At 37.4% G+C, this 20,013-nt stretch carries 22 protein-coding genes; 14 read left to right on the forward strand and 8 right to left on the reverse strand.

Translation table 11 applies throughout. The annotated features are described in order from the left end of the window. The first annotated feature begins 53 nt into the window (after window positions 1-53). The 11 genes from E0946_RS03680 to E0946_RS03730 all read left to right on the forward strand — a co-directional run bounded on the left by E0946_RS03680 (window position 54) and on the right by E0946_RS03730 (window position 9,168). Window positions 54-755, forward strand: coding sequence for a response regulator (locus tag E0946_RS03680; protein ID WP_133201123.1), 702 nt, complete (start codon window positions 54-56; stop codon window positions 753-755). Continuing rightward, window positions 752-2,086 (forward strand): sensor histidine kinase, encoded by a 1,335-nt coding sequence (locus tag E0946_RS03685; RefSeq protein ID WP_133201124.1) that lies wholly within the window; start codon window positions 752-754, stop codon window positions 2,084-2,086. The genes E0946_RS03680 and E0946_RS03685 overlap by 4 nt, the downstream gene beginning before the upstream one ends. Continuing rightward, window positions 2,076-2,624: a sigma-70 family RNA polymerase sigma factor gene (locus tag E0946_RS03690; protein WP_133201125.1), complete on the forward strand. Its 549-nt coding sequence runs from the start codon at window positions 2,076-2,078 to the stop codon at window positions 2,622-2,624. Before E0946_RS03685 ends, E0946_RS03690 begins: the two co-directional genes overlap by 11 nt. An 88-nt stretch (window positions 2,625-2,712) precedes the next feature. Continuing rightward, window positions 2,713-3,825, forward strand: a complete 1,113-nt coding sequence (locus E0946_RS03695) for a hypothetical protein (protein WP_133201126.1) — start codon at window positions 2,713-2,715, stop codon at window positions 3,823-3,825. Window positions 3,826-3,835: 10 nt separating this feature from the next. Further along, on the forward strand, window positions 3,836-4,645 hold the full coding sequence (locus E0946_RS03700; protein WP_133201127.1) for a PstS family phosphate ABC transporter substrate-binding protein: 810 nt from the start codon (window positions 3,836-3,838) through the stop codon (window positions 4,643-4,645). Between the two features lie 69 nt (window positions 4,646-4,714). Continuing rightward, window positions 4,715-5,584: a phosphate ABC transporter permease subunit PstC gene (gene pstC / locus E0946_RS03705; protein WP_133201128.1), complete on the forward strand. Its 870-nt coding sequence runs from the start codon at window positions 4,715-4,717 to the stop codon at window positions 5,582-5,584. Next, a complete protein-coding gene (gene pstA, locus E0946_RS03710) occupies window positions 5,581-6,435 on the forward strand; it encodes a phosphate ABC transporter permease PstA (protein WP_133201129.1) in 855 nt (284 codons plus the stop codon). The genes pstC and pstA overlap by 4 nt, the downstream gene beginning before the upstream one ends. After that, window positions 6,429-7,187: a phosphate ABC transporter ATP-binding protein PstB gene (gene pstB, locus E0946_RS03715; RefSeq protein ID WP_133201130.1), complete on the forward strand. Its 759-nt coding sequence runs from the start codon at window positions 6,429-6,431 to the stop codon at window positions 7,185-7,187. Before pstA ends, pstB begins: the two co-directional genes overlap by 7 nt. A 9-nt stretch (window positions 7,188-7,196) precedes the next feature. Then, window positions 7,197-7,865: a phosphate signaling complex protein PhoU gene (gene phoU, locus E0946_RS03720; protein WP_133201131.1), complete on the forward strand. Its 669-nt coding sequence runs from the start codon at window positions 7,197-7,199 to the stop codon at window positions 7,863-7,865. Between the two features lie 88 nt (window positions 7,866-7,953). Continuing rightward, on the forward strand, window positions 7,954-8,391 hold the full coding sequence (locus E0946_RS03725; RefSeq protein WP_133201132.1) for a hypothetical protein: 438 nt from the start codon (window positions 7,954-7,956) through the stop codon (window positions 8,389-8,391). 6 nt (window positions 8,392-8,397) lie between these two features. Continuing rightward, entirely contained in the window at window positions 8,398-9,168 is a 771-nt protein-coding gene (locus tag E0946_RS03730; RefSeq protein ID WP_243713743.1) for a prepilin peptidase, read from the forward strand. 11 nt (window positions 9,169-9,179) lie between these two features. On the opposite strand, the gene E0946_RS03735 is transcribed toward E0946_RS03730, so the two are convergent. From E0946_RS03735 to fusA, 6 genes are all read right to left on the reverse strand, one after another. Further along, window positions 9,180-9,752, reverse strand: a complete 573-nt coding sequence (locus E0946_RS03735; RefSeq protein ID WP_133201133.1) for a PASTA domain-containing protein — start codon at window positions 9,750-9,752, stop codon at window positions 9,180-9,182. 6 nt (window positions 9,753-9,758) lie between these two features. Then, complete coding sequence (gene rsmB, locus E0946_RS03740; RefSeq protein ID WP_133201134.1) at window positions 9,759-11,072, reverse strand: 16S rRNA (cytosine(967)-C(5))-methyltransferase RsmB; 1,314 nt, start codon at window positions 11,070-11,072, stop codon at window positions 9,759-9,761. Next, window positions 11,073-11,678, reverse strand: a complete 606-nt coding sequence (gene ruvA, locus E0946_RS03745; protein WP_133201135.1) for a Holliday junction branch migration protein RuvA — start codon at window positions 11,676-11,678, stop codon at window positions 11,073-11,075. It lies immediately after the preceding gene. After that, window positions 11,678-12,154 (reverse strand): crossover junction endodeoxyribonuclease RuvC, encoded by a 477-nt coding sequence (gene ruvC, locus E0946_RS03750; protein WP_133201136.1) that lies wholly within the window; start codon window positions 12,152-12,154, stop codon window positions 11,678-11,680. The genes ruvA and ruvC overlap by 1 nt, the downstream gene beginning before the upstream one ends. Beyond that, window positions 12,151-12,903, reverse strand: a complete 753-nt coding sequence (locus E0946_RS03755) for a YebC/PmpR family DNA-binding transcriptional regulator (protein ID WP_133201137.1) — start codon at window positions 12,901-12,903, stop codon at window positions 12,151-12,153. The genes ruvC and E0946_RS03755 overlap by 4 nt, the downstream gene beginning before the upstream one ends. 147 nt (window positions 12,904-13,050) lie before the next feature. After that, window positions 13,051-15,105 carry an elongation factor G gene (gene fusA, locus E0946_RS03760; protein ID WP_133201138.1) on the reverse strand — a complete coding sequence of 685 codons (2,055 nt, stop codon included), beginning with the start codon at window positions 15,103-15,105 and terminating at the stop codon, window positions 13,051-13,053. A 488-nt stretch (window positions 15,106-15,593) separates the two neighbouring features. Between fusA and E0946_RS03765 the strand changes: the two genes are divergently transcribed. From E0946_RS03765 to E0946_RS03775, 3 genes are read left to right on the forward strand one after another with little or no spacing between them, the layout of a single operon-like run. Next, a complete protein-coding gene (locus E0946_RS03765) occupies window positions 15,594-16,160 on the forward strand; it encodes a COG2426 family protein (RefSeq protein WP_133201139.1) in 567 nt (188 codons plus the stop codon). Window positions 16,161-16,162: 2 nt separating this feature from the next. Beyond that, entirely contained in the window at window positions 16,163-17,320 is a 1,158-nt protein-coding gene (gene lpxB / locus E0946_RS03770) for a lipid-A-disaccharide synthase (protein ID WP_133201140.1), read from the forward strand. Next, entirely contained in the window at window positions 17,313-17,924 is a 612-nt protein-coding gene (locus tag E0946_RS03775; RefSeq protein WP_133201141.1) for a lysophospholipid acyltransferase family protein, read from the forward strand. The genes lpxB and E0946_RS03775 overlap by 8 nt, the downstream gene beginning before the upstream one ends. A gap of 49 nt (window positions 17,925-17,973) precedes the next feature. Here the strand turns inward: E0946_RS03775 and E0946_RS03780 are convergent, their stop codons facing one another. Then, window positions 17,974-18,717: a hypothetical protein gene (locus tag E0946_RS03780; protein WP_207930820.1), complete on the reverse strand. Its 744-nt coding sequence runs from the start codon at window positions 18,715-18,717 to the stop codon at window positions 17,974-17,976. Window positions 18,718-18,750: 33 nt separating this feature from the next. Beyond that, window positions 18,751-19,593, reverse strand: a complete 843-nt coding sequence (locus tag E0946_RS03785; RefSeq protein WP_133201143.1) for a hypothetical protein — start codon at window positions 19,591-19,593, stop codon at window positions 18,751-18,753. Window positions 19,594-20,013: the final 420 nt, after the last annotated feature.

Here is a 20,013-nt window from a genome sequence, read left to right on the forward strand (position 1 = left end):
CTTGTCAGATAATAATATTTAAAGAAGAGAGTCTTAAATAGGGGATATAAGATATGAATAATAAGATATTTATCGTAGAAGATGAATCGGACATTCTGGAGTTGGTAAAATTGGTATTAAAAAATGCAGGATATCAGACGGAAGGATTTAATGGAGCAAAGTTGATGCTGAATCGTCTAACTGAGCAAATTCCCGATTTAATTATCCTGGACTTAATGCTTCCTGATTTGGATGGAATGGAAGCTTGCCGAATTATTAAGAATAGACCAGAATGGGAAACAATTCCTATTATAATGTTAACCGCCAGAACAGATGTTGAAGATAGAGTTAGAGGTCTGGAATATGGAGCAGATGACTATATAACAAAGCCCTTTGCCAGTTCTGAATTAGTAGCACGGGTAAAAGCAGTGTTACGTAGAAGAGGCTGGGAAACCTCTAAAAATGTTCTTACCATCACATCGGATTTTCGCATAGATTTCAATAAATTTGAGGTTTATATAAGGGATAAGAGGGTAGATTTAACCTTAACTGAATTCAAGATATTGCAACTTCTCACGCAAAGACCTGGCTGGGTCTATAGCAGAAATCAGATTCTGGATTATCTCTGGGGAAATGATAAGATAGTGATAGAAAGGACCGTGGATGTCCATATCCGCAATTTGAGAGAAAAATTAGGGGATTATGCTTGGACGATTAAAAATATCCGGGGAATGGGTTATAAATTTTCTCCCTATGAGGAAGATTCAGGACAATGAGGAAAAATCATCTTAGCACTCTATTGCTTATTGCTGTCCTTCTTCCCTTGTTAAGTGTGGGGTTATGTTTAATTCTTAAAGCATCTCTTGGGCTAACCATCTTAGTTGCAGCAGCAGTCTCGCTTTTTGCTATCTGGTTTCTTTGCTCTTCTTTCCGAAAGATAAAAGATAGCTGGATACATACAGCCAGAACCGTTGTTCAAGGAGACTATTCCCAGCGTCTACAAGAGTTTGGCATAAAGGAAGTGGATGCAGTAGCCAATGAATTTAATCAGATGTTGGAAAGACTGGAAGAAGTGATTACGCATTTAACCATTCATAGACAGGAACTGAGATTACTGCTAAATTCTATAGAGGATGTTCTCTGGGCTCAGGATGATGAAGGTAGAATAATCTGGGCAAACGAACCATTCCAGAAACTCTTTCCTGCCTATAATCCAGCACAAAAACCTCATTATCAGGAAATAATCCGTCATCCTGAATTATTAGCTTATCTGGAAAATAGGAAAACTTCACCAGACAAGAAAATAGAGGAAATCACTATCCAGAATCACAGCTATATTCTTTCCTATAGTCTGAATCAGGAAGCTAAACGCAATATATTTATCCTCCATAATATTGATGCTATTCAAAAAACGGAACAGATAAAGAAGGACTTCATCGTCAATCTGGCTCACGAATTGAGAACTCCTATGACCGCAATCCAAGGTTTTGCGGAAGCAATGTTAACCGCTCCTGAAAAAGATAACACTCGCTATCTGAAGATAATCTTAAATCACAGTCAGCGGCTGAATCATCTTATCGGAGACCTGGAACAACTTATCCAACTGGAAAGTACTGCTCAACTGGAATTGCAGGACATTAATCTTTCCACCTTCTTTGACAATATAAAATTGATTCTGGAACCTGAAATCCAGGAGAAAGAATTGAATCTGGAAATTGAACTGGACCCTGCTATCCCGAGATTGGTGTGTGACCCCTTCCGTTTGGAACAGGTTTTTATAAACTTAGTGCAAAACTCACTTCGCTACACGGATAAAGGAACAATAAGCATAAAAAGTAGAAAAGAAGGGAATAAGGTCATATTTGAAGTTTCTGATACCGGAACAGGCATAGCTCCTGAACATCTGGATAGAATCTTTGAACGTTTCTATGTAGCAGACCCTTCTCGCACCAGAAGTCGTAATGGGACAGGGTTAGGATTGGCAATAGTAAAACACATCATCCTATTACATCATGGAGATATTACCGTCTCCAGTAAATTAGGAGAAGGAACCACTTTCAAGATTACCCTTCCTCAAAAAACCTTAGAATCTGGCAATGAAGTCTGAAGAGAATCCTATTTTTAATTTAGACTATGATGCGTTGCTGGAGGAATATTCACCTCTGGCATATAGCATCTGCAATCAATATAAAAATGCAGGTCTTCCTCTGGAGGATTTGCAGCAGGAAGCATTATTGGGGTTATTAGAAGCAGCAAATAGCTATGATGCCACAAAAGGAGCGAAATTTTCTACCTATGCAGTCTGGCATATTAAAAAGAGAATCCTTTCTGCCCTTAAAAAAGAAATGGCACATTCTTTACAGGCAGAAACCTTTGAAGATAATCAAATAACCGTTAATAATGAAGAAGTGCATATAAAAAGCTCCGACTGGGAAAAAATTATTCCTTCCGATATGCCACCCTTAGAAGCAAAGATTATTCACTTGTCCTATCAAGAAGGTTTAACTCTGAAAGAGATAGCTAAGAACTTAGACCTCACAGTGGAAAGAGTGAAACAAATAAGAAATAAAGCCATCCGAAGAATAAAAAGAGAGCAAGAATCACTAACCTCCTCTATCTCAACTAACAATAATAAGTTACCTTAATAGTTAACAATTCTTAACCTCCAGCTAATCAAATCCTAACATTTGATACCTATAATACAGTAGATCTTCAAAGGAGGAAAAAGAAGATATGAAAAAATTGATTTGGTTGACCCTACTTGGGCTACTTCTGACAGGAACATTATGTAGCCAGGAACTAAAAATTAGTGGAGAAATGTGGAATCGCTGGACTATAGTAAATGGAAAAGTACCAGCAGACAGTAGTAATGCTATCCTGAAAAACTATTTTTCTTTGGAAAGGGGATACTTCGGATTGGAACCCAAATTCAGTGAAACCGTAAAGGGCCGCTTTACTGTAGACATCTTTAGCTCTGATGATAATAAGAATGGCGCTGGATTAAAACTGAAATATGCTTATCTGGATTTTTCCAATCTTATCCCTATACCGGATTTAACCACAACCGTTGGATTACAGAAAGTATATTTTGGTTCTATCTATGATTGGACTTATGACCTTATTGGAAAAGCTCCTGCGGATGAATATAGCATAACTAATTCTTCCGATTACGGTATCACTTTCAATGGATATTTTCCAGAAGGTTGGGGTGAATATGCAGTGGGTATTTATAATGGAGAAGGATATAAGAACTATGGTGCTAATTTGAAGGATAATATTGAACCCGCTTTTGTGGGTAACTTACGTATAACCCCCGTAAGTGGTATTATGGTTGGTGGCTCTATTATGATAAATAGTAATGAAAGAAAAAAACTTCTCACAGATAATACAATTAATCCAAAGTTTAATCAGCAGCTATTATTGGATGGATTGGGCAGTATTACTTATGGTCCAATAAACTTATGTCTGGAATACATTTCTAAAAAAGTTATGCATGCAGATGAATTCTCCAATAAGGACTATACAGCTAATTGTCTAAGTGTTATCCCTACCATTAAATTACAAAAGCTTATAGGATATGATTTAGATTTAATAGGAAGATATGATAGATGGGATGAAACTGATAATCCCTCTAATCAAAATTTACTTAATGCAATAACAGCTGGCTTGAATTACAAGTTTATGCACAATGAAAGTGCTAATCCAGCCATGCAATTTCAAATTAATTATACTTACAAATCTTATGATGAAGAAGAATCTTCAGCTTCTTATGCTAATAAGCTAAAAGATAGCTCTACTCTTCTTCTTCAACTTAAATGGCGTTTTAATAATACAATAACACTATAGGATGTAAAAAATGAAAAATAAACTATTATTACTTGTGGCAATCTTAACCCTGACAACTATTACTGTTAATGCTAAAAGCAAAGTAACCTGTGCGGGCTCAACAACTGTCCTTCCCATAGCCCAAGCGACGGCAGAAGCTTTTATGGATGCACATCCAGATATCAATATCTCTATTCGTGGTGGAGGTTCTGGAGTAGGAATCGCTGCTTTGATTAATAATTCTGTGGATATTGCCCTCTCCAGTCGTCCTATGAAATCTAAAGAAATCTCTCAAGCTAAGGCTAAAGGGATTAACCCTGTTCCCTATGCTATAGCTCTGGATGGAATTGCTGTTATCGTCCATCCCTCCAATACCATAAGCAATATCACTATCTCTCAAATAAGGGATATCTATACTGGTAAGATAAAGAATTGGAAAGAACTGGGCGGTCCTAATCTTCCTATTGTGGTTATCTCTCGTGATGTTTCATCGGGAACTTTTGAAGTGTTCAATGAAAAGGTTATGGCTGGAGCTAAGGTCAGTTCTTCTGCTCAACTTTTAGCTTCTAATAATGCAGTCACCAATACTGTAGCAGATACACCTGGAGCTATTGGTTATGCGGGAGTTGGTTTTGTAAGCAATAAAGTAAAAGCCTTAGTTGTGGAAAAGGTTTTGCCCAGCGAGAAAACAGTGCAAGACGGTACTTATATATTATCTCGGAAATTGTATATGTATACCAATGGCAAAGCAACTGGAGCTGTCAGTAGCTATATTGCTTTTATTCAATCTCCTCAAGGTCAAAAGATAGTTAAAGAACAAGGTTTTATTCCTTTGCAATAAAGCTATGACTATAAACCCTAAATCCTCCATTATGACGGGAGTTATTACTCCCGTCTTTAAGGTTAAAATATGAAAGACATAAAAGAAAAGATTTTTCAGACAATCGCTTATTTAGCAGCTTTATTAACTGTCATATGCTTATTAGCAATCATTTATGGGATATTTCACGATGGACTTTCACTTTTTAAGGTAGTTAGCTGGAAAGACTTCCTATTTACCAATAATTGGTATCCCACGCATTATCCTCCAAGTTTTGGAGCCTGGGCTCTAATTATAGGTTCATTAACTGTTACCCTGGGAGCTTTAATCATTGCTCTACCTTTAAGCCTTGGTTCTGCTATCTTTATTGCGGAAATAGCCAGTCCTCGCTTAAGAGAAATAGTTAAACCGATAATAGAATTATTGGCTGGAATACCTTCCGTGGTATATGGACTCTTTGGAATGGCATTTTTAGCACCCCTAATTCGTCAGTGGTTTTCTCTGGATACAGGTCTGAATCTCTTCACTTCCTCTTTAATACTTGGTATTATGGTGATTCCTATTATCTGTAGCATAAGTGAAGATGCAATGAACAGCGTGCCACATAGTATTAGAGAAGCTTCTCTGGCACTGGGAGCAACAAAAAGTGAGACCATCTTCAAAGCTGTAATACCAGCAGCAAAAAAAGGGATAATAGGAAGTATTTTATTGGGTTTTGGCAGAGCTATAGGAGAAACAATGGTAGTCTTAATGGTTTCAGGAGGTGCAGCTCAGATTCCTAAATCTATCTTTGAGCCTGTGCGTCCATTGACTTCTACCATAGCAGCAGAAATGGGAGAAACTATTATGGGAGATTTACATTATAATGCTCTATTTGCTCTGGCTATAGTGCTATTGATAATCACCTTTTTTTCCAATCTTATAACTGAGATTGTATTTAGACCTAAGAGGCAAAAATGAACCGTCGTAAAGGAAAAAACACTTTCTGGATAATGATGATGACATTAATGTTAATATTTACCGCTGGATTTCTCGTGGTATTTATTGTCCGTATAATATCACTTGGTGCTCCCGTCTTGAGCTGGAAATTTATAGTTGAACCACCAAGAGAGGCAATGACGGAAGGAGGTATTTTTCCCGCTCTAATGGGAACATTTTTACTTACTGCTTTAGCAATGATTTTTGCTTTACCATCTGGTATTTTCACTGCTATCTGGCTAACTCATTATGGAAAACCAGCTTGGTTAGTTAATATCCTACATATTGTCATCAATACTATGGCAGGAATACCTTCAATCATCTTTGGCTTGTTTGGAATGGCTATATTCGTTAACTTAATGGGTTTTAAGGTATCTCTTTTATCTGGAAGTTTGACTCTGGCGATTCTTGCCTTGCCGGTGCTTATTAATAATACAGAGCAAGCAATACGAAGTGTTCCTGCAGATTTTTCTGAAGCTTCTTTAGCTTTAGGAGCGACAACCAGACAAACTATATCACGAGTAGTCTTCCCTGCTGCCTTACCTAATATCTTAACTGGAGCAATTATCAGTGTGGGAAGAGTGGCTGGTGAAACTGCTCCTATTATGTTTACCGCAGCAACCTTCTACTCTCGCAGATTACCACACAGTCTGCAAGATGAAGTTATGGCATTACCCTATCATATCTATGCTTTAATGACAGAAGGAACTCATCCTGAAGCACAGGTGCCTATTGCGTATGGGACTGCCTTAGTGCTTCTTATCTTGGTTCTATTAATAGATGCCACCGCTATAATAATACGTTCTTATATGAGGAAGAAAAGACAATGGTAGAAAAACAAATCTGGACCTCCAATCTCAACCTCTGGTTTGGGAAAAATCATATTTTACATAATATCAATCTGGAAGCTTATAAAAATAATATTACCGCCATCATAGGTCCTTCTGGCTGTGGAAAATCCACTTTACTACGATGTTTTAACCGTATGAATGACCTTATCCCTGATATGGAGCTCACTGGAAAAGTCTATCTTGGAAATAAAGATATATATGCTCCTAAAACAGATGTTTATGCTGTTAGAGCCTCTGTGGGAATGGTGTTTCAAAAACCTAATCCTTTTCCTAAATCCATATATCATAATGTGGCATATGGACTTCAGATTCAGGCGAAATATACGAAAAGCGAGATAAAAGAAAGAGTGGAAGAAAGTCTTAAAGCTGCTTGGTTATGGGATGAAGTGAAAGACCGTTTACATCATTCAGCTATGAGTTTATCCGGTGGTCAACAACAACGACTTTGCATTGCTCGGGCTCTGGCAAATAAACCCCAAGTTTTACTTCTGGATGAACCTACTTCAGCTCTGGATCCTCAATCTACTGCAAAGATAGAAGAGTTATGCCTGTCTCTTAAAAATAGCGTGACAATCTTGATGGTTACCCATAATGTAGCACAAGCAGGAAGAATTTCTGATTACACCGCCTTTCTATATTTAGGAGAATTAGTGGAATTTGGAAAAACTGAACATATTTTCACGGTTCCTAAGGATAAAAGGACAGAAGAATATTTAACCGGAGTGTTCGGTTAAGGAGATAAAATGTTAGAAACGAGAATACAGGAATTAAAACAAATGCTGATATCAGAAGCTGGATTGGTAGAGAAGATGGTATCTCTATCTGTGGATGGTCTTTATAAGAACATACCTTCTTTGCTGGAAAATGTCCTCGCACTGGAAGACCAGGTTAATCAAACCGAACTGGAGATTGATGATAAGTGCATAACTACCATTGCCTTATATCAACCGGAAGCCAGAGATTTAAGACTTATCCTGATGATTTATAGAATTAATAATGACCTGGAAAGATTGGCTGACCAGGCGGTTAATATTTCTGAAAGCACTGCTCATCTAATGGATAATCCTGTGGTTTATGAGCTTCCAGAACTGGAGCAGATGAAAAGCAATACTTTAACTATGCTAAAAAATAGTCTGGATGCCCTGGTTAAAGAAGATGTGGCACTATCTCATCAAGTCTGTAGCGAAGATAATACTGTGGATAACCTGAATCGCCAGATTTACCATCATCTGGTGGAGCTTATACAAGCAAATCCTATTCTGACTTCCCAATATTTGCATTTATTACGCATAGCAAAGAACTTGGAAAGGATAGCAGACCTCTCCACCAATATTGCTGAAAATACCATCTATCTTGCTATAGGTAAAGTAGTTAGACATCGCTCTGAAGATATCCCACCTATCTCCAGTTAAAGACCAATGTTCAACTTTTCTTGACAGGAAAAGGAATTAATTTATTTTGTATTTTAGTGGAATTTAGAATAAAGAAGGAGATGGGAAAATGACGAAAGTATTTATAATTCTTGCAGCCTTAATGATGGTCTTGCCTGTTATAGCACAAGTAAATATGATAAATCCAGCTCTTTTTTCCAATGATACGGAAACTATTTCGTTGCTAAATCCAAACAGACTTAATATGAGTCATTCTATGGGATTTATGGCTGGCACTTCCTCTGTTGGATATGGTTATTATCTTTCCCGCTATACTAATCACTTAAGCTATGCCTTTTCTCAAAAATTGAAAATGGAACTGGACCTCAATGTGATAAATTACGGTTCAACAGCTTCTTCTTTTAAGCTTAACGATGATAACAATACCAGAATAGTTCCTGATTTTAGGTTGAGTTATCAACCTTCGGATAAGATGCATTTCCAGATAGAATTCCACCAGGGAAACTATTTCCCCAATTATTATAATAACTGGTATGATAGGTGGTAAACAGCCTTGAGTGCATTGATTATCTTACTCTTATTGGTTATTGGCGCTTGCTTAGGTAGCTTTTTCAATGTCCTGATTGATAGAATTCCTCGTCACCAATCCATAGTTAAACCTGGTTCTCATTGCACCAATTGCGGAAAACCCATCCCCTTTTCGCAGAATATTCCTATAATCAGTTATATAGTCCTGAAGGGAAGATGTAAGGCTTGTGGAGCGAAGATACATTGGCATCATTTGGTGGTAGAAATAATTACTCCCGTATTGTTTATTGCTCTGTATCTGGTCTATGGATTGAGTTTTAGCTTCTTCAAGTTTGCTATTATGACTGGTTTTCTCATTCCTATTTTCTTTATTGATGCTTTCTATAAAATCATACCGCTGGTAATATCTATTCCTATGGTAATCATAGGATTATTGATGGGATTAATCCAAAGTGAGTTCAATTTTTACAGTTTTGCTATGGTTTTTCTGCTCCCGGTTGTGATTCTTTTTGTCTTTCTCTATTTGCTTGCCCTGCTGTGGTTAAAGTTATTTCATCGTGAAGGATTAGGTGGTGGTGATGTAATTTTAATTCCAGCAGTAGGAGCATTTTTTGGCGTTATTCACATCCCCTGGGTTATACTTTTAGCCTGTATATTAGGATTACTATATTTTCTTATCTTTGTTCGCAAGCCCAATCAAGGCTTTGCCTTTGGTAATATCGTTGCTCTGGCTGCTGTTGTATGGACACTGATAGGAGACAAATTTCTCCAGTCTATCGGTTGGTTTAATTTATAATACATTCACTATCACATTAATAAACTATCCCAGATAACGGTCTCTTCTATAAAGGGCTTGGGACCCTTACTTATATATAACCTAACCTTCGCACCTTTCTCTACCTTAGTTCCTTGCGGAGGAGAACTACGCACAATGGTATTGCGAGGATAATTATCTGAATATAGAGAATCTGCTATCACTGCTTCTAATCCTGCAGATTTAAGGGTATAATAAGCATCGCTGTAATTTAATCCTACAAGATAAGGGACACCCACCTTCATAGGACCTCTATTTACTTTAACATAGACGGTGCTCTCTGGTTTTATCTTTTTTCCAGGTTGGGGGTCCTGGTCTAAAATAGTGTTTGGTTGTCCTGTTTCTGACCATACGGAATCCCTTACCACAATATGCAATCCCAGTTGAGTAAGTCGGAGCTTTGCCATTGGTAAACTAAGTCCGACCACATTAGGAACTTCAACATTTTTGGGGGTACGGAAGATAAGCGGGAAAATGATTTGACTGGTCAGAAAAGCAGTAATAAAGATAATGCCTAAACCAATTCCGATGGTCATCCAGATTTTTTTCGTCTTTTCACTTGCCATAACTTCTTACCTTGTTTTTCTCATCTTAGCAGCAAAAGCACCATCCATATCATGCTTGAAAGGTAAAGTCTTAAACATTCCTTCCACTACAAAATCAGATGGTAATATTTCTTTGGCATTAACTAATGTGAACTTAGGATTTCTCTGCAAAAATTTCTTTATCTGCTCTTCATTTTCTGCTGGATTAAGAGTGCAAGTAGAATAGACCAATATTCCTCCAGCACGAACGAAATTTGCAGCATAATCAAGAGCTTTTTCCTGCAGTTTAACCAGTTCCTCAATATTTTTATTAGCTTGCCATCTCAAATCTGCTTTACGCCCAAAAACTCCCCAGCCAGAACAAGGAACATCCGCTAAAACTCTATCATAAGCAGGTGCTACGGGTCCATAACGAAAAGCATCCGTTACCACCTGTTTAATATTGGTAAGCTGTAAACGGTCTGCTGCTTGTTTGAGAAGTTTCATTTTATTGGGAATCTTATCCACAGCTACAACTTCACCTGTATTAACCATTTTTTCTGCAATATAGGTGCATTTACCACCTGGAGCAGCAAAAAGGTCCAGAATATTTTCCTCAGGATGAGGGTCTAATAAATCAACAATTAAAGTGGAAGAGGTGTCCTGAATGGAAAAATATCCTTCCGAAAAAGCCACATCTTCTAAAACCTCATCCGCAGCATCAGTCAAGATAGTTACTTTACTAACGGGAGAAGGTGTTACAGGAATATCACGTTTGGTAAAATACTGGATGAGTTTATCTCTGGTGGTGGCAGTGGTATTCACTCTTATGTGCAATCTGGGATTTTCATTGTAAAAAAGGGCAAGATATTCCGTATCCTCTTCACCCCAGAGTTCAATCCATTTAGCAATTAATTCTGGAGGATAAGAATGCTCATAAGCTATGCGTATAACGGGATCTTCTGGATATTTAACTTCTGGATTGCGTTGATAAGCTCTTAGAATAGCATTAACAAAATCACCAACTTTCTCACCCATATTTTTTTTCGCTAGTTCAACCGTCTCATTAATTGCTGCATGGTCAGGGATAGAATCAAGATACATCATTTGATACAACCCAAGATATAACCAGGTCTTAATCTTGATATCCGTCTGAGCAAATTTATCTTTATCCGTATATTGTGAAAGGATGTAATCCAGTTTAAGGCGCATCTTTATCACACCTTTCACCATATTATAGAAGAGGGCTACATTTTCTTTGCTTCCCTTAAGCTTTTTAGCTCGTTGATGCAAGAGGGTATCGGAGAATTCTGTATCTTTAAATACTTTAAGGATAGTGTAATAGGCTTCTTCTCTAACCATTTATCTACTTCTCTGATATATTCTTCGGATTATTTCTTTTATTAATTGTTCGGTTGGCATCTTGCCTGCTTCTTCACCTAACAGACTTAACTCTCTACGCACTTCCTTGGGATTAAATCCGAGAGCTTGAAGTGCACTTTCTACTTCCATTATAATATCTTCTTTCAGCATTTTTCCTTCGGAAACTTCATATTCCAGAAGATGAAGCAGCTTACCTTTCAGTTCAATAATCAATCGTTGTGCACTCTTAGAGCCAATCCCGGGAATCTTTGTCAGTAAAGCTTCTTCACCCTTTTCTATGGCTCTAACGAAGGTGGGAATGGGTAAAGTAGAAATGATGGAAAGTGCAATCTTTGGTCCTACTCCAGAGATACGATTCAAATTTTTATAAAGTTCACATTCAGCTTGAGTGGCAAAACCATAAAGACGTATATCATCCTGAGAGATTTGAAGATGAGTGTAGAGCAGACAATCTTTACCAGTCTCGGGAAGAACTTCGTAGGTGCTAATTGGAATCATTAATTCAAAAGCGATACCGGAAGCTGTCTCTACTACTGCTTTCATTGGATTTTTATGTATCAAAATTCCATGTATATAGTTCAGCATCAGGCAAATCTTATCCTATGATAATGACATAAAGCCAGACCTAACGCATCATAAGCATCGTCTTGTGCTGGTTTATGGTGCAGATTAACTATCTGATTAACCATATAACGCACCTGTTGCTTACTCGCATTTCCATTACCTACCACAGCTTTTTTAACTTCCCGGGGACTGTATTCAACTATGGGAATATCATTTTGAGCCAGAGCCAAAAGAATCACTCCACGAGCCTGTCCCAGAGTGAAAACACTGCGTATCTGTTTATGATAAAATATACTTTCAACCACGGCTATATCAGGTTTATATTCCCTTAAGATATCGTTGATAGCATCAAAAAGGATTTCCAATCTTTGAGGTAAGTCCTTACCTTTTAGCAAATTAATCACATCACAACCAGCTGCAAGGATCCTTCTCTCATTTATTTCTAAAAGACCATATCCACAAAAACGACTACCGGGATCAATACCAATAATTATCACGCTTCTTGACTGAGAGCTTCCATTACTTCATCAGAGACTTCAAAATTGGCATAGACTTTCTGGACATCATCCAGCTCTTCCAGCATTTCAATCAGTTTAAATATCTTAGGTGCAACATCATCAGCATTGATAGTGGTTTTGGGGACACGTGTTAATTCCGCATTTTCAATGGGATAGCCTAATTTTTCCATATTAGCAAGAACAGTATGAAAATCTTGAGGAGCAGTATAAACATCAAAATAATCACCATTTAATTCTATATCTTCAGCTCCTGCTTCCAGAGCCTGAAGCATAAATTCATCCTCATCCAATCCAGCTGCAGGAACATTAAAAAAGCCTTTCTGCTCAAAATTCCAAGCTACAGCACCACTTTCTGCCATAGTTCCACCATATTTAGTCAAGGTATGACGGAGATCAGCAATAGTGCGATTTTTATTATCCGTCATAACTTCAATGACTAAACCAATCCCATTGGGTCCATAACCTTCGTATACCACTTCTTCATAGTTTGCCCCTTCAATTTCTCCCGTTCCTCGTTTAATTGCTCTCTCAATGTTTTCTCGTGGCATATTTGCTGCTTTAGCATTTAAAATTGCTGTACGTAGACGAGGATTAGCTTCGGGATCTCCTCCTCCATTTCTTGCCGCAAGGATAATTTCTTTAACTAAGCGAGTAAAAAGCTGACCTCTTTTGGCATCAGCTGCACCCTTTTTATGCTTGATAGAGCTCCATTTATTGTGTCCAGACATATAAACCTCTTTTTTATCTAACTTATCTTTATTAAAGATTGATGCATAACCTTATTGTCCCTAAGGCTATAAAATGTCAAGTAAGAAAAAAGGGAAAGCATTTCCTGGCTTTCCCCTTTCTTTTATGTTCAATTTTTATAGCAAATATTAGCTTTCGGATTCTTGCCAGGCAGCAATCACTTTTGCTGCTATATCGTCAGGAACTTTCTCATAATGCGAGAATTTCTGAGTAAAGCGACCTCTTCCTTGAGTGAGCGATTTTAAAGCAGGATAGTAAGAATACATCTCAGCTACGGGCATTTGGACTATTAGGTGTTGTTTTTTACCATGTTGTTCCATTCCCATAATTCTACCTCTACGCGTGCTTATATCGCCCATCACATCACCCATATATTCAGTTGGAACAATTACGGTCAGCTCATGAATGGGTTCCAGCAAGATAGGTTTGCATTTTTTAAATCCCTCTTTGAAACACATAGAAGCAGCAATCTTGAAAGCCATTTCTGAACTATCTACTTCATGATAACTGCCATAATATACTTCCACTGAGACATCAACTACGGGATATCCTGCTATAATACCCTTTTCCATCGTCTCTACTACACCTTTTTCTATAGCAGGAATAAAATTAGAGGGAATCACACCTCCCACAATGGAATTGATGAACTTAAAACCTTCACCTCGTTCAAGAGGTTTGATTCGGAAGTAAACCTCGGCATATTGTCCTCTTCCACCAGTCTGTTTCTTATGACGATATTGAGCTTCTCCACTGGTAGTTATGGTTTCTTTATAAGGAATACGAGGATCTTGAAGGAAAGCATCAACTTTATAACGATTCTTTAATTTGCGAAGAACGAGCTGCAATTGCTGTTCTCCCAGACCAGAAAGGATATTCTCGTGGGTTTCTTGATTAACTTCAAAACGGATGGTAGGATCTTCTGCAATCACTTTCTGCAGGGCATTACTAATTTTTTCTTCATCACTCTGATTCAATGCTTTAATTGCTTGCCAGTAGGTTGGAGTAGGTAATTCAGGCATCTTCAAAGAAAGGTCAGAACCGGGAGCAGTAATAGTGTTTAAGGCTCTGGTATTTTTCAATTTAACTAAAGCACCAATTTCTCCAGCTTTAAGTTCTTGAGCATCTTCACGATTCTTACCTAACATATAATAGATATTGCCTGCTCGCTCTTTTACACCTTTTTCAGGAATAGAAAAATCCATACCGGTTTTCAGAGAACCTGAAAAGAGACGAAGATAGGCATAATCACCCATAGTGGGGTCTGCATATAGCTTGAAAACATAGCCTAAAAGCTCTCCATCTGGAGAAGCAATAAACTCAGCAGGTTCACCTTTTCTTAGCACTGATATAGGATTAACATCCTCTGGAGAAGGTAAATACCGATCAACGGCATCTAAAAATGCCATAACTCCAACTCCAGTTAAAGCAGAACAGGCAAAAGCTACACATATCTCACCATTTGCCAAAGCTTTGCGCATTCCATTAATCAGCTGCTCTTCGCTGAGTTCACCTTTCTCTAAAAAATCATTTAATAATTCTTCATCCGTTTCTGCTATTGCTTCCATTAATTTCTGATGAGCTTCAGCAATAGTAGATTGCATATCTGCAGGAATATCTTTTTCACCACCAGGAAGAATGGCTTTCTGACGAATAACATCTACCACTCCTTCAAAGGTGCTTTCTTTACCAATAGGAATATGCACAGGAATAGGATTGAACCCTGCATTCTCATATATAGTGTCCAGTGTCTTTTGAAAATCTGCATGTTCATTATCCATTCTATTGACCAGAACTATCTTTGCCGCCTTCTCATTTTCCAGCTGTTCTATAGCTAATTCCAAGCCAACTTCATATCCTGCCGTTCCATTAACCACTAACACTACATTTTCAACAGCAGGAATAGAAACTATGGTTTCACCTATAAAATCAGGAGAGCCCGGAACATCTATTATATTGATTTTGCAATCTTTATGATGAGCATATCCTACTGATAATCCTAAGGACATTTTTTTACTTATCTCTTCCGGGTCAAAATCCATCACCGTATTGCCTTCATCAATCTTACCCAGACGGTTAGTAGTATGCGTCAGGAAAAAGATTTGCTCCGCAAGACTGGTCTTTCCTGAACCACTTGCACCCATAAAAAGCAGATTTCGCATTTTTTTCAGTTCATATTCTTTCATTTGTTCCTCATCTATTTCTACATTACTTTGATTTTCAAAGAGTTAGACAGATTTGTAAAATAAAATCTTATTTTAAAAACTCTGTTTTTTATCAAGTTATATTGTCAAACCCTTTTTTAATTATTTGAAACAAAAAGGATTAATAAAGAGAAGTCTTCCCTGTTCCGAATATTGCTATTATTTTAATATTTATCTCTTAATTCTTAAAAAAGAGTTGATATCTTAGTTATGTGTAAGTTATGTCCGTTTTCGGACATAAGCTGGACATCAGTTGGACATAAGCTGGACATAAGCTACTCATCATTTGGATTGCAATTCGCTTATTTTTGGATAATTTAAATTATGGAATTGTTAGATATTTTTCTGGGTTATTCAAGAGCATTAATAAATTTTAGTATTTGGATATGCATCGTTACATATAGATTTCTCTTGTCAAAATAATTATTGGTTAGAATTTGTTTTTTCATAAAAGATAAAATGGAGAAGCGGTGAATTCCAGAACTAAGATATTGATAAGTTTAATGATACTTATTTTTTGTGGAAGTATGCTCTGGGGAGAAAGTTATGGTGAAAAAACAGCTGCTAACCTTAAGGCAAAGGGTTGGAATCCTTCACTAATTGTGATACTCATTTCAACTTTGCCACTAGTGGAGCTAAGAGGTTCCATACCTGTGGCAATTGCGGTTTTAGGGATGCCCTGGCAAAAGGCAGTGGCTCTTTCCATTCTGGGCAATATGCTTCCTATTCCTTTTTTACTTCTTTTATTAGAATGGTTTTTCAAGATGATTTCAAGATATAAATGGGGTAAAAAATTTACCGATTGGATGTATAATCGTACGCGGAACAAAGGTAAAGTAGTAGAGCGATATGAGGAAATTGGTTTGGCAATATATGTGGGAATACCTTTGCCCGGAACGGGAGGATGGACAGGTTCTCTGGCAGCTAAAATCTTTGGTCTTCCCTTTGCTAAATCGCTACTCTGGATTTTTATTGGAGTGCTAATCGCTGCTACCCTGGTGACATTATTAACTCTTTTAGGAGTAGCTATTTTTTAACTATGTCAAACTTAACTAAGGATTCCTACACTATTTTCTGGCTGGCTGGAGAAAACTCTGGCGACCTTCATTCCAGCATTGTGATGAAAAGTCTCAATTCTGGCATTCCAGGCGTCCGGCATATAGGAATAGGTGGACCTCGTATGCAAGCAGAAGGTTTAAAACCTCTCTTTCCCTTTGCTCCCTTTAATGTTATGGGATTTGTAGAAGTGGCTGGACATCTGGGTTTTTTCTGGAAGGTAGAGCGACAGTTAAAAAAGTTTTTCCAGGAAGAAAAGCCTGATCTTGCTATCCTGGTTGATTATCCAGGATTTAATCTTCGGATTGCCAAGATGGCTGATGACCTACATATCCCTGTGCTATTTTATATCTGTCCTCAGTTTTGGGCTTGGAAACATAATCGGGTCTATAAATTGAAAGAAAATGTTCGCCAAGTAGCCTGTATTTTACCTTTTGAAAAAGAATTGCTGGAAATGCACAATATATCTGCAACTTATGTGGGACATCCCATAGCTGAAGAAATAAAGTTTGAACTTGATAGAGAGGGTTTTGCCCGTTTCTATGGTATAAATCCAGAAAAACAATGGATTGGTTTTCTTCCTGGTAGTAGAGATAATGAAGTTAAAAGGATGCTTCCTGCTTTCCTGGAAGCAGCAAAGATCCTGGATGAAAATCGCTTTGAAGTTATGATATCCAAAGCTTCAACGGTTTCTCATTCACTTTTTATGCATATATGTGAAAGTTCAGGATTGCCCCGGCTACATATTGTAGATGGCTATCGTTATGAAATGATGAAATATGCAGATTATCTGGTTAGCACTTCTGGAACAGCAACACTGGAAGCAGCATTCATTGGCACTCCTTTAACTATCTGCTATAAAGCAGTTCCCATTTCCTATCTAATAGGTCGTAAATTAGTGCGAATTAAAAGAATAGGCTTGCCAAACATTGTCTTGGATAAAGACCTTTTGCCCGAATTAATCCAGAAAGATTGTAATCCCAGAAATATTGTTAAAACCGTGTTAGAGACTCTTGATAATCCTGATAAAATAACCCTTATTAAAAAGGAACTTTCTCAATTAAAAGCACTACTGGGAGACCGCAAGACCAGCATTGAGATGCTCAATCTGGTTAAAAAAATGTTAGAAACTTATGCCTGAATTCCTTATGAAGGTAGAAGCAGTCCTTGGTGCTGGATTATTAAAACTTTTAAGAGCTACATTAAGGATAGCTGTTCACAATCAACCTTCGGATGATTATCGTTGTGTTTATGCTTTCATCCATCGCAATCTTTTGCTCCTCACCTTACACAGAATCAATTCACAGATAGCAGTAATGGTCTCTTCTTCAAAGGATGGAGAACTTATTGCTGGTCCACTTAAATATTTAGGCTACATTCCTATTAGAGGTTCTTCCACACATCAAGGTTCTCAAGCACTAAAAGAAATGGTTCGTCTATCAAGAACACACAGCTTAGCAATTACACCTGATGGACCTAAGGGTCCACTCGGAACCATTCATCCTGGTCTGTTTCAACTTGCTTATTTAGCTAAAATACCCATAATTCCTGTATCTGCTAATTCCAGTAAAGAATGGTTAGTCAAATCCTGGGACCGTTTCCGCATACCCAAACCTTTTTCAAGAGTGGCAGTTAACTATGGAAAACCTATCTGGGTTAATAATAAAGAAGAATTTCCTTTAGCTGAAAAACAACTTCGTGAAGCCTGGAAACAATTAGAATCATCACTTTCTTTCGTAAACTAAAAAAGCCGGAACTAATTTTGCTCCGGCTTTCTTTTTGTTCGTTAAATGTTTATTTCATAATGAGATTGAGCATATGCTTTACATATTTAACCATTTCTTCCCGAGAACCGCGATCTCTTTTAATATTACCATAATCCTGATAATCTGCTTGAGCAGAAGCTACTAAAACATCATCCACATACTTATCATTCATCTCACTTATCTCTAAAGTATATTGAGTGCCTATTCCATGATAACTAACTACATCGGCAGGATATTGATAAGAACGGGCTGAAGAGTCAATTTCTTCGGTAACTTCTTCATCTTCTTCCGGATCCAAGAGATCATAAGCATAAACAGAAGCATACTGATGCTCATTATCTTTCTCCAGAGTCCACTCTACATATGCAGTTTCTTCAGGATTATAATCTTCCGGGAAGTCAGCATCTGCGTTATAGACAATAGTTTGACTGGTGCTGACCACCGTTTCACCATTAACTTCTAATTTGAAGTTGTATTTTTCACCGGGAGTTAAGTTTTTCTCGCCAATCCAGATATCTTGCCATTTTTCCAGATCAACTTCATCGTCACCGATTTCCAATTCCAGAGAAGTGGGCTCCTCATAATCTTCTTCAGAGCCAATCCACATAACCGTAATAAAATGAGTATGCTCACTTTCAACAGGATTGGCTGTCACAAACACTGACCACTTAGCGTTTTCTGGCTCAGTAATATTTTCACTCTCTTCACAGGCAGTTAAGAACAAACCTGCTGCCATCATTGTAATGATAAGTAGAATAAGGTATTTACGCATCATAATCTCCTTTTTTTAAAATTTTTAATTAATTTAACCAGCATTGTCAAATTTAGCTTTGAGTTGTTTAAATCTGGTAGATTGAGCGGCAGTCATACCAGAAGCGGTCTGGAATCTCTTTGTCATCTCATCAACCCTTACTTTCTGTTCGTTAAGTCTTCTAATTGAATTAGGGTCGTTTGGCTTAATAGACTTTTTCATAGAGATATAAAGATCAATAGCAGCGCTATAAGCATCAAGTTCTTTATCCCAATCTTCCGAAGGTTGCACTGGAGTGGCAGTTGGAGAACTTGTGGGAGTAGTTTGACCTGCTTGTGGTTTTTGAGCTGGTTGAGTTGTGGAAGGTTTTGTTGGTTTTGTCTCTTCTGGAGTTACTTCCGCCAAAGGACCAGGCATAATACTTTCAATCACAGTGGTAAGTTCAAAAGAAGTAGTTTGTTTCATAATCTTCTTAAGTTCATCTTGGGAAGTAACCATCTGACTGAAAGTAACTGAGAGTGTATCATCAATCATACCATTTTTGAGAAATTCAATAATCTGTAATTCAGCGCCACTTTCTGGTTTGAACTGAAGCATAGCACCGGGAATGGAATTACCATCTTTATCCAGAAGATTCAAGGTCCATTGACCTAATTTTAACCCTTCCATCTCCAAATCCCTATTTTGTAACAGTTGAAGGTTAATAGTCAAGGAAAGTTCGTTGTTGGCATTTTGAAGAGTGTAAGTTCCATCAGCAACTTTAATTAAATCCTTGGCATCACCAATAACATTAACATTACTAACGGTAAGTTTTTTCTCTTTTGGAACACCGCTGCAGGCAGTCATAATAATTAGTACTGCCACAGCCATAATAATCAGTACCGATTTAGTCTTCATCTTTTTCTCCTTTTTCCTTTAGTTTTGGACATTATTATTTGCTTAGCTTCTTTTAGAAAATTTATTTTCAAAACATACCTCCCTTTTATATTATAATAACTTTCTAAAAAATCCAAGCAAGTATATATTTAAACCCAAGTACTATATCTTCAATTCTGTCAATGTTTTTTTCTTTTATTCAGTCGTTTTCAAATCTTTTTTTAGCAAATGAAAGGTATGAGTGTTTAAAAATCTCACGCAGATAACGCAGATAAATCTGTGTTAATAAATTCATCATTTTGAGAGGGTAGGTTATTTACTAAGCAAGGATCTATTTTATCCCCTTGTCATTCAATAGCTTCAAATGAGAAGATTGTGCACTTATAAAAAACTGCATCTAATGCCATTCCTTATCTTTATCTCTCGTTATGAAACAAGAGT

The sequence above is a fragment of the Candidatus Syntrophosphaera thermopropionivorans genome (genome assembly GCF_004353895.1).
GTDB classification, from domain to species: domain Bacteria; phylum Cloacimonadota; class Cloacimonadia; order Cloacimonadales; family Cloacimonadaceae; genus Syntrophosphaera; species Syntrophosphaera thermopropionivorans.

Excerpts from the sequence above, each read along its gene's own strand:
- E0946_RS03700 (WP_133201127.1), top strand. The coding sequence starts at position 3,836 with ATGAAAAATAAACTATTATTACTTGTGGCAATCTTAACCCTGACAACT.
- ruvA (WP_133201135.1), bottom strand. The coding sequence starts at position 11,678 with ATGCTGAACTATATACATGGAATTTTGATACATAAAAATCCAATGAAA.
- E0946_RS03755 (WP_133201137.1), bottom strand. The coding sequence starts at position 12,903 with ATGTCTGGACACAATAAATGGAGCTCTATCAAGCATAAAAAGGGTGCA.
- E0946_RS03785 (WP_133201143.1), bottom strand. The coding sequence starts at position 19,593 with ATGAAGACTAAATCGGTACTGATTATTATGGCTGTGGCAGTACTAATT.
- E0946_RS03780 (WP_207930820.1), bottom strand. The coding sequence starts at position 18,717 with ATGCGTAAATACCTTATTCTACTTATCATTACAATGATGGCAGCAGGT.
- rsmB (WP_133201134.1), bottom strand. The coding sequence starts at position 11,072 with ATGGTTAGAGAAGAAGCCTATTACACTATCCTTAAAGTATTTAAAGAT.
- E0946_RS03735 (WP_133201133.1), bottom strand. The coding sequence starts at position 9,752 with ATGGCAAGTGAAAAGACGAAAAAAATCTGGATGACCATCGGAATTGGT.
- E0946_RS03775 (WP_133201141.1), top strand. The coding sequence starts at position 17,313 with ATGCCTGAATTCCTTATGAAGGTAGAAGCAGTCCTTGGTGCTGGATTA.
- E0946_RS03680 (WP_133201123.1), top strand. The coding sequence starts at position 54 with ATGAATAATAAGATATTTATCGTAGAAGATGAATCGGACATTCTGGAG.
- pstC (WP_133201128.1), top strand. The coding sequence starts at position 4,715 with ATGAAAGACATAAAAGAAAAGATTTTTCAGACAATCGCTTATTTAGCA.
- E0946_RS03695 (WP_133201126.1), top strand. The coding sequence starts at position 2,713 with ATGAAAAAATTGATTTGGTTGACCCTACTTGGGCTACTTCTGACAGGA.
- E0946_RS03685 (WP_133201124.1), top strand. The coding sequence starts at position 752 with ATGAGGAAAAATCATCTTAGCACTCTATTGCTTATTGCTGTCCTTCTT.
- lpxB (WP_133201140.1), top strand. The coding sequence starts at position 16,163 with ATGTCAAACTTAACTAAGGATTCCTACACTATTTTCTGGCTGGCTGGA.
- E0946_RS03690 (WP_133201125.1), top strand. The coding sequence starts at position 2,076 with ATGAAGTCTGAAGAGAATCCTATTTTTAATTTAGACTATGATGCGTTG.
- phoU (WP_133201131.1), top strand. The coding sequence starts at position 7,197 with ATGTTAGAAACGAGAATACAGGAATTAAAACAAATGCTGATATCAGAA.
- E0946_RS03725 (WP_133201132.1), top strand. The coding sequence starts at position 7,954 with ATGACGAAAGTATTTATAATTCTTGCAGCCTTAATGATGGTCTTGCCT.
- pstB (WP_133201130.1), top strand. The coding sequence starts at position 6,429 with ATGGTAGAAAAACAAATCTGGACCTCCAATCTCAACCTCTGGTTTGGG.
- fusA (WP_133201138.1), bottom strand. The coding sequence starts at position 15,105 with ATGAAAGAATATGAACTGAAAAAAATGCGAAATCTGCTTTTTATGGGT.
- pstA (WP_133201129.1), top strand. The coding sequence starts at position 5,581 with ATGAACCGTCGTAAAGGAAAAAACACTTTCTGGATAATGATGATGACA.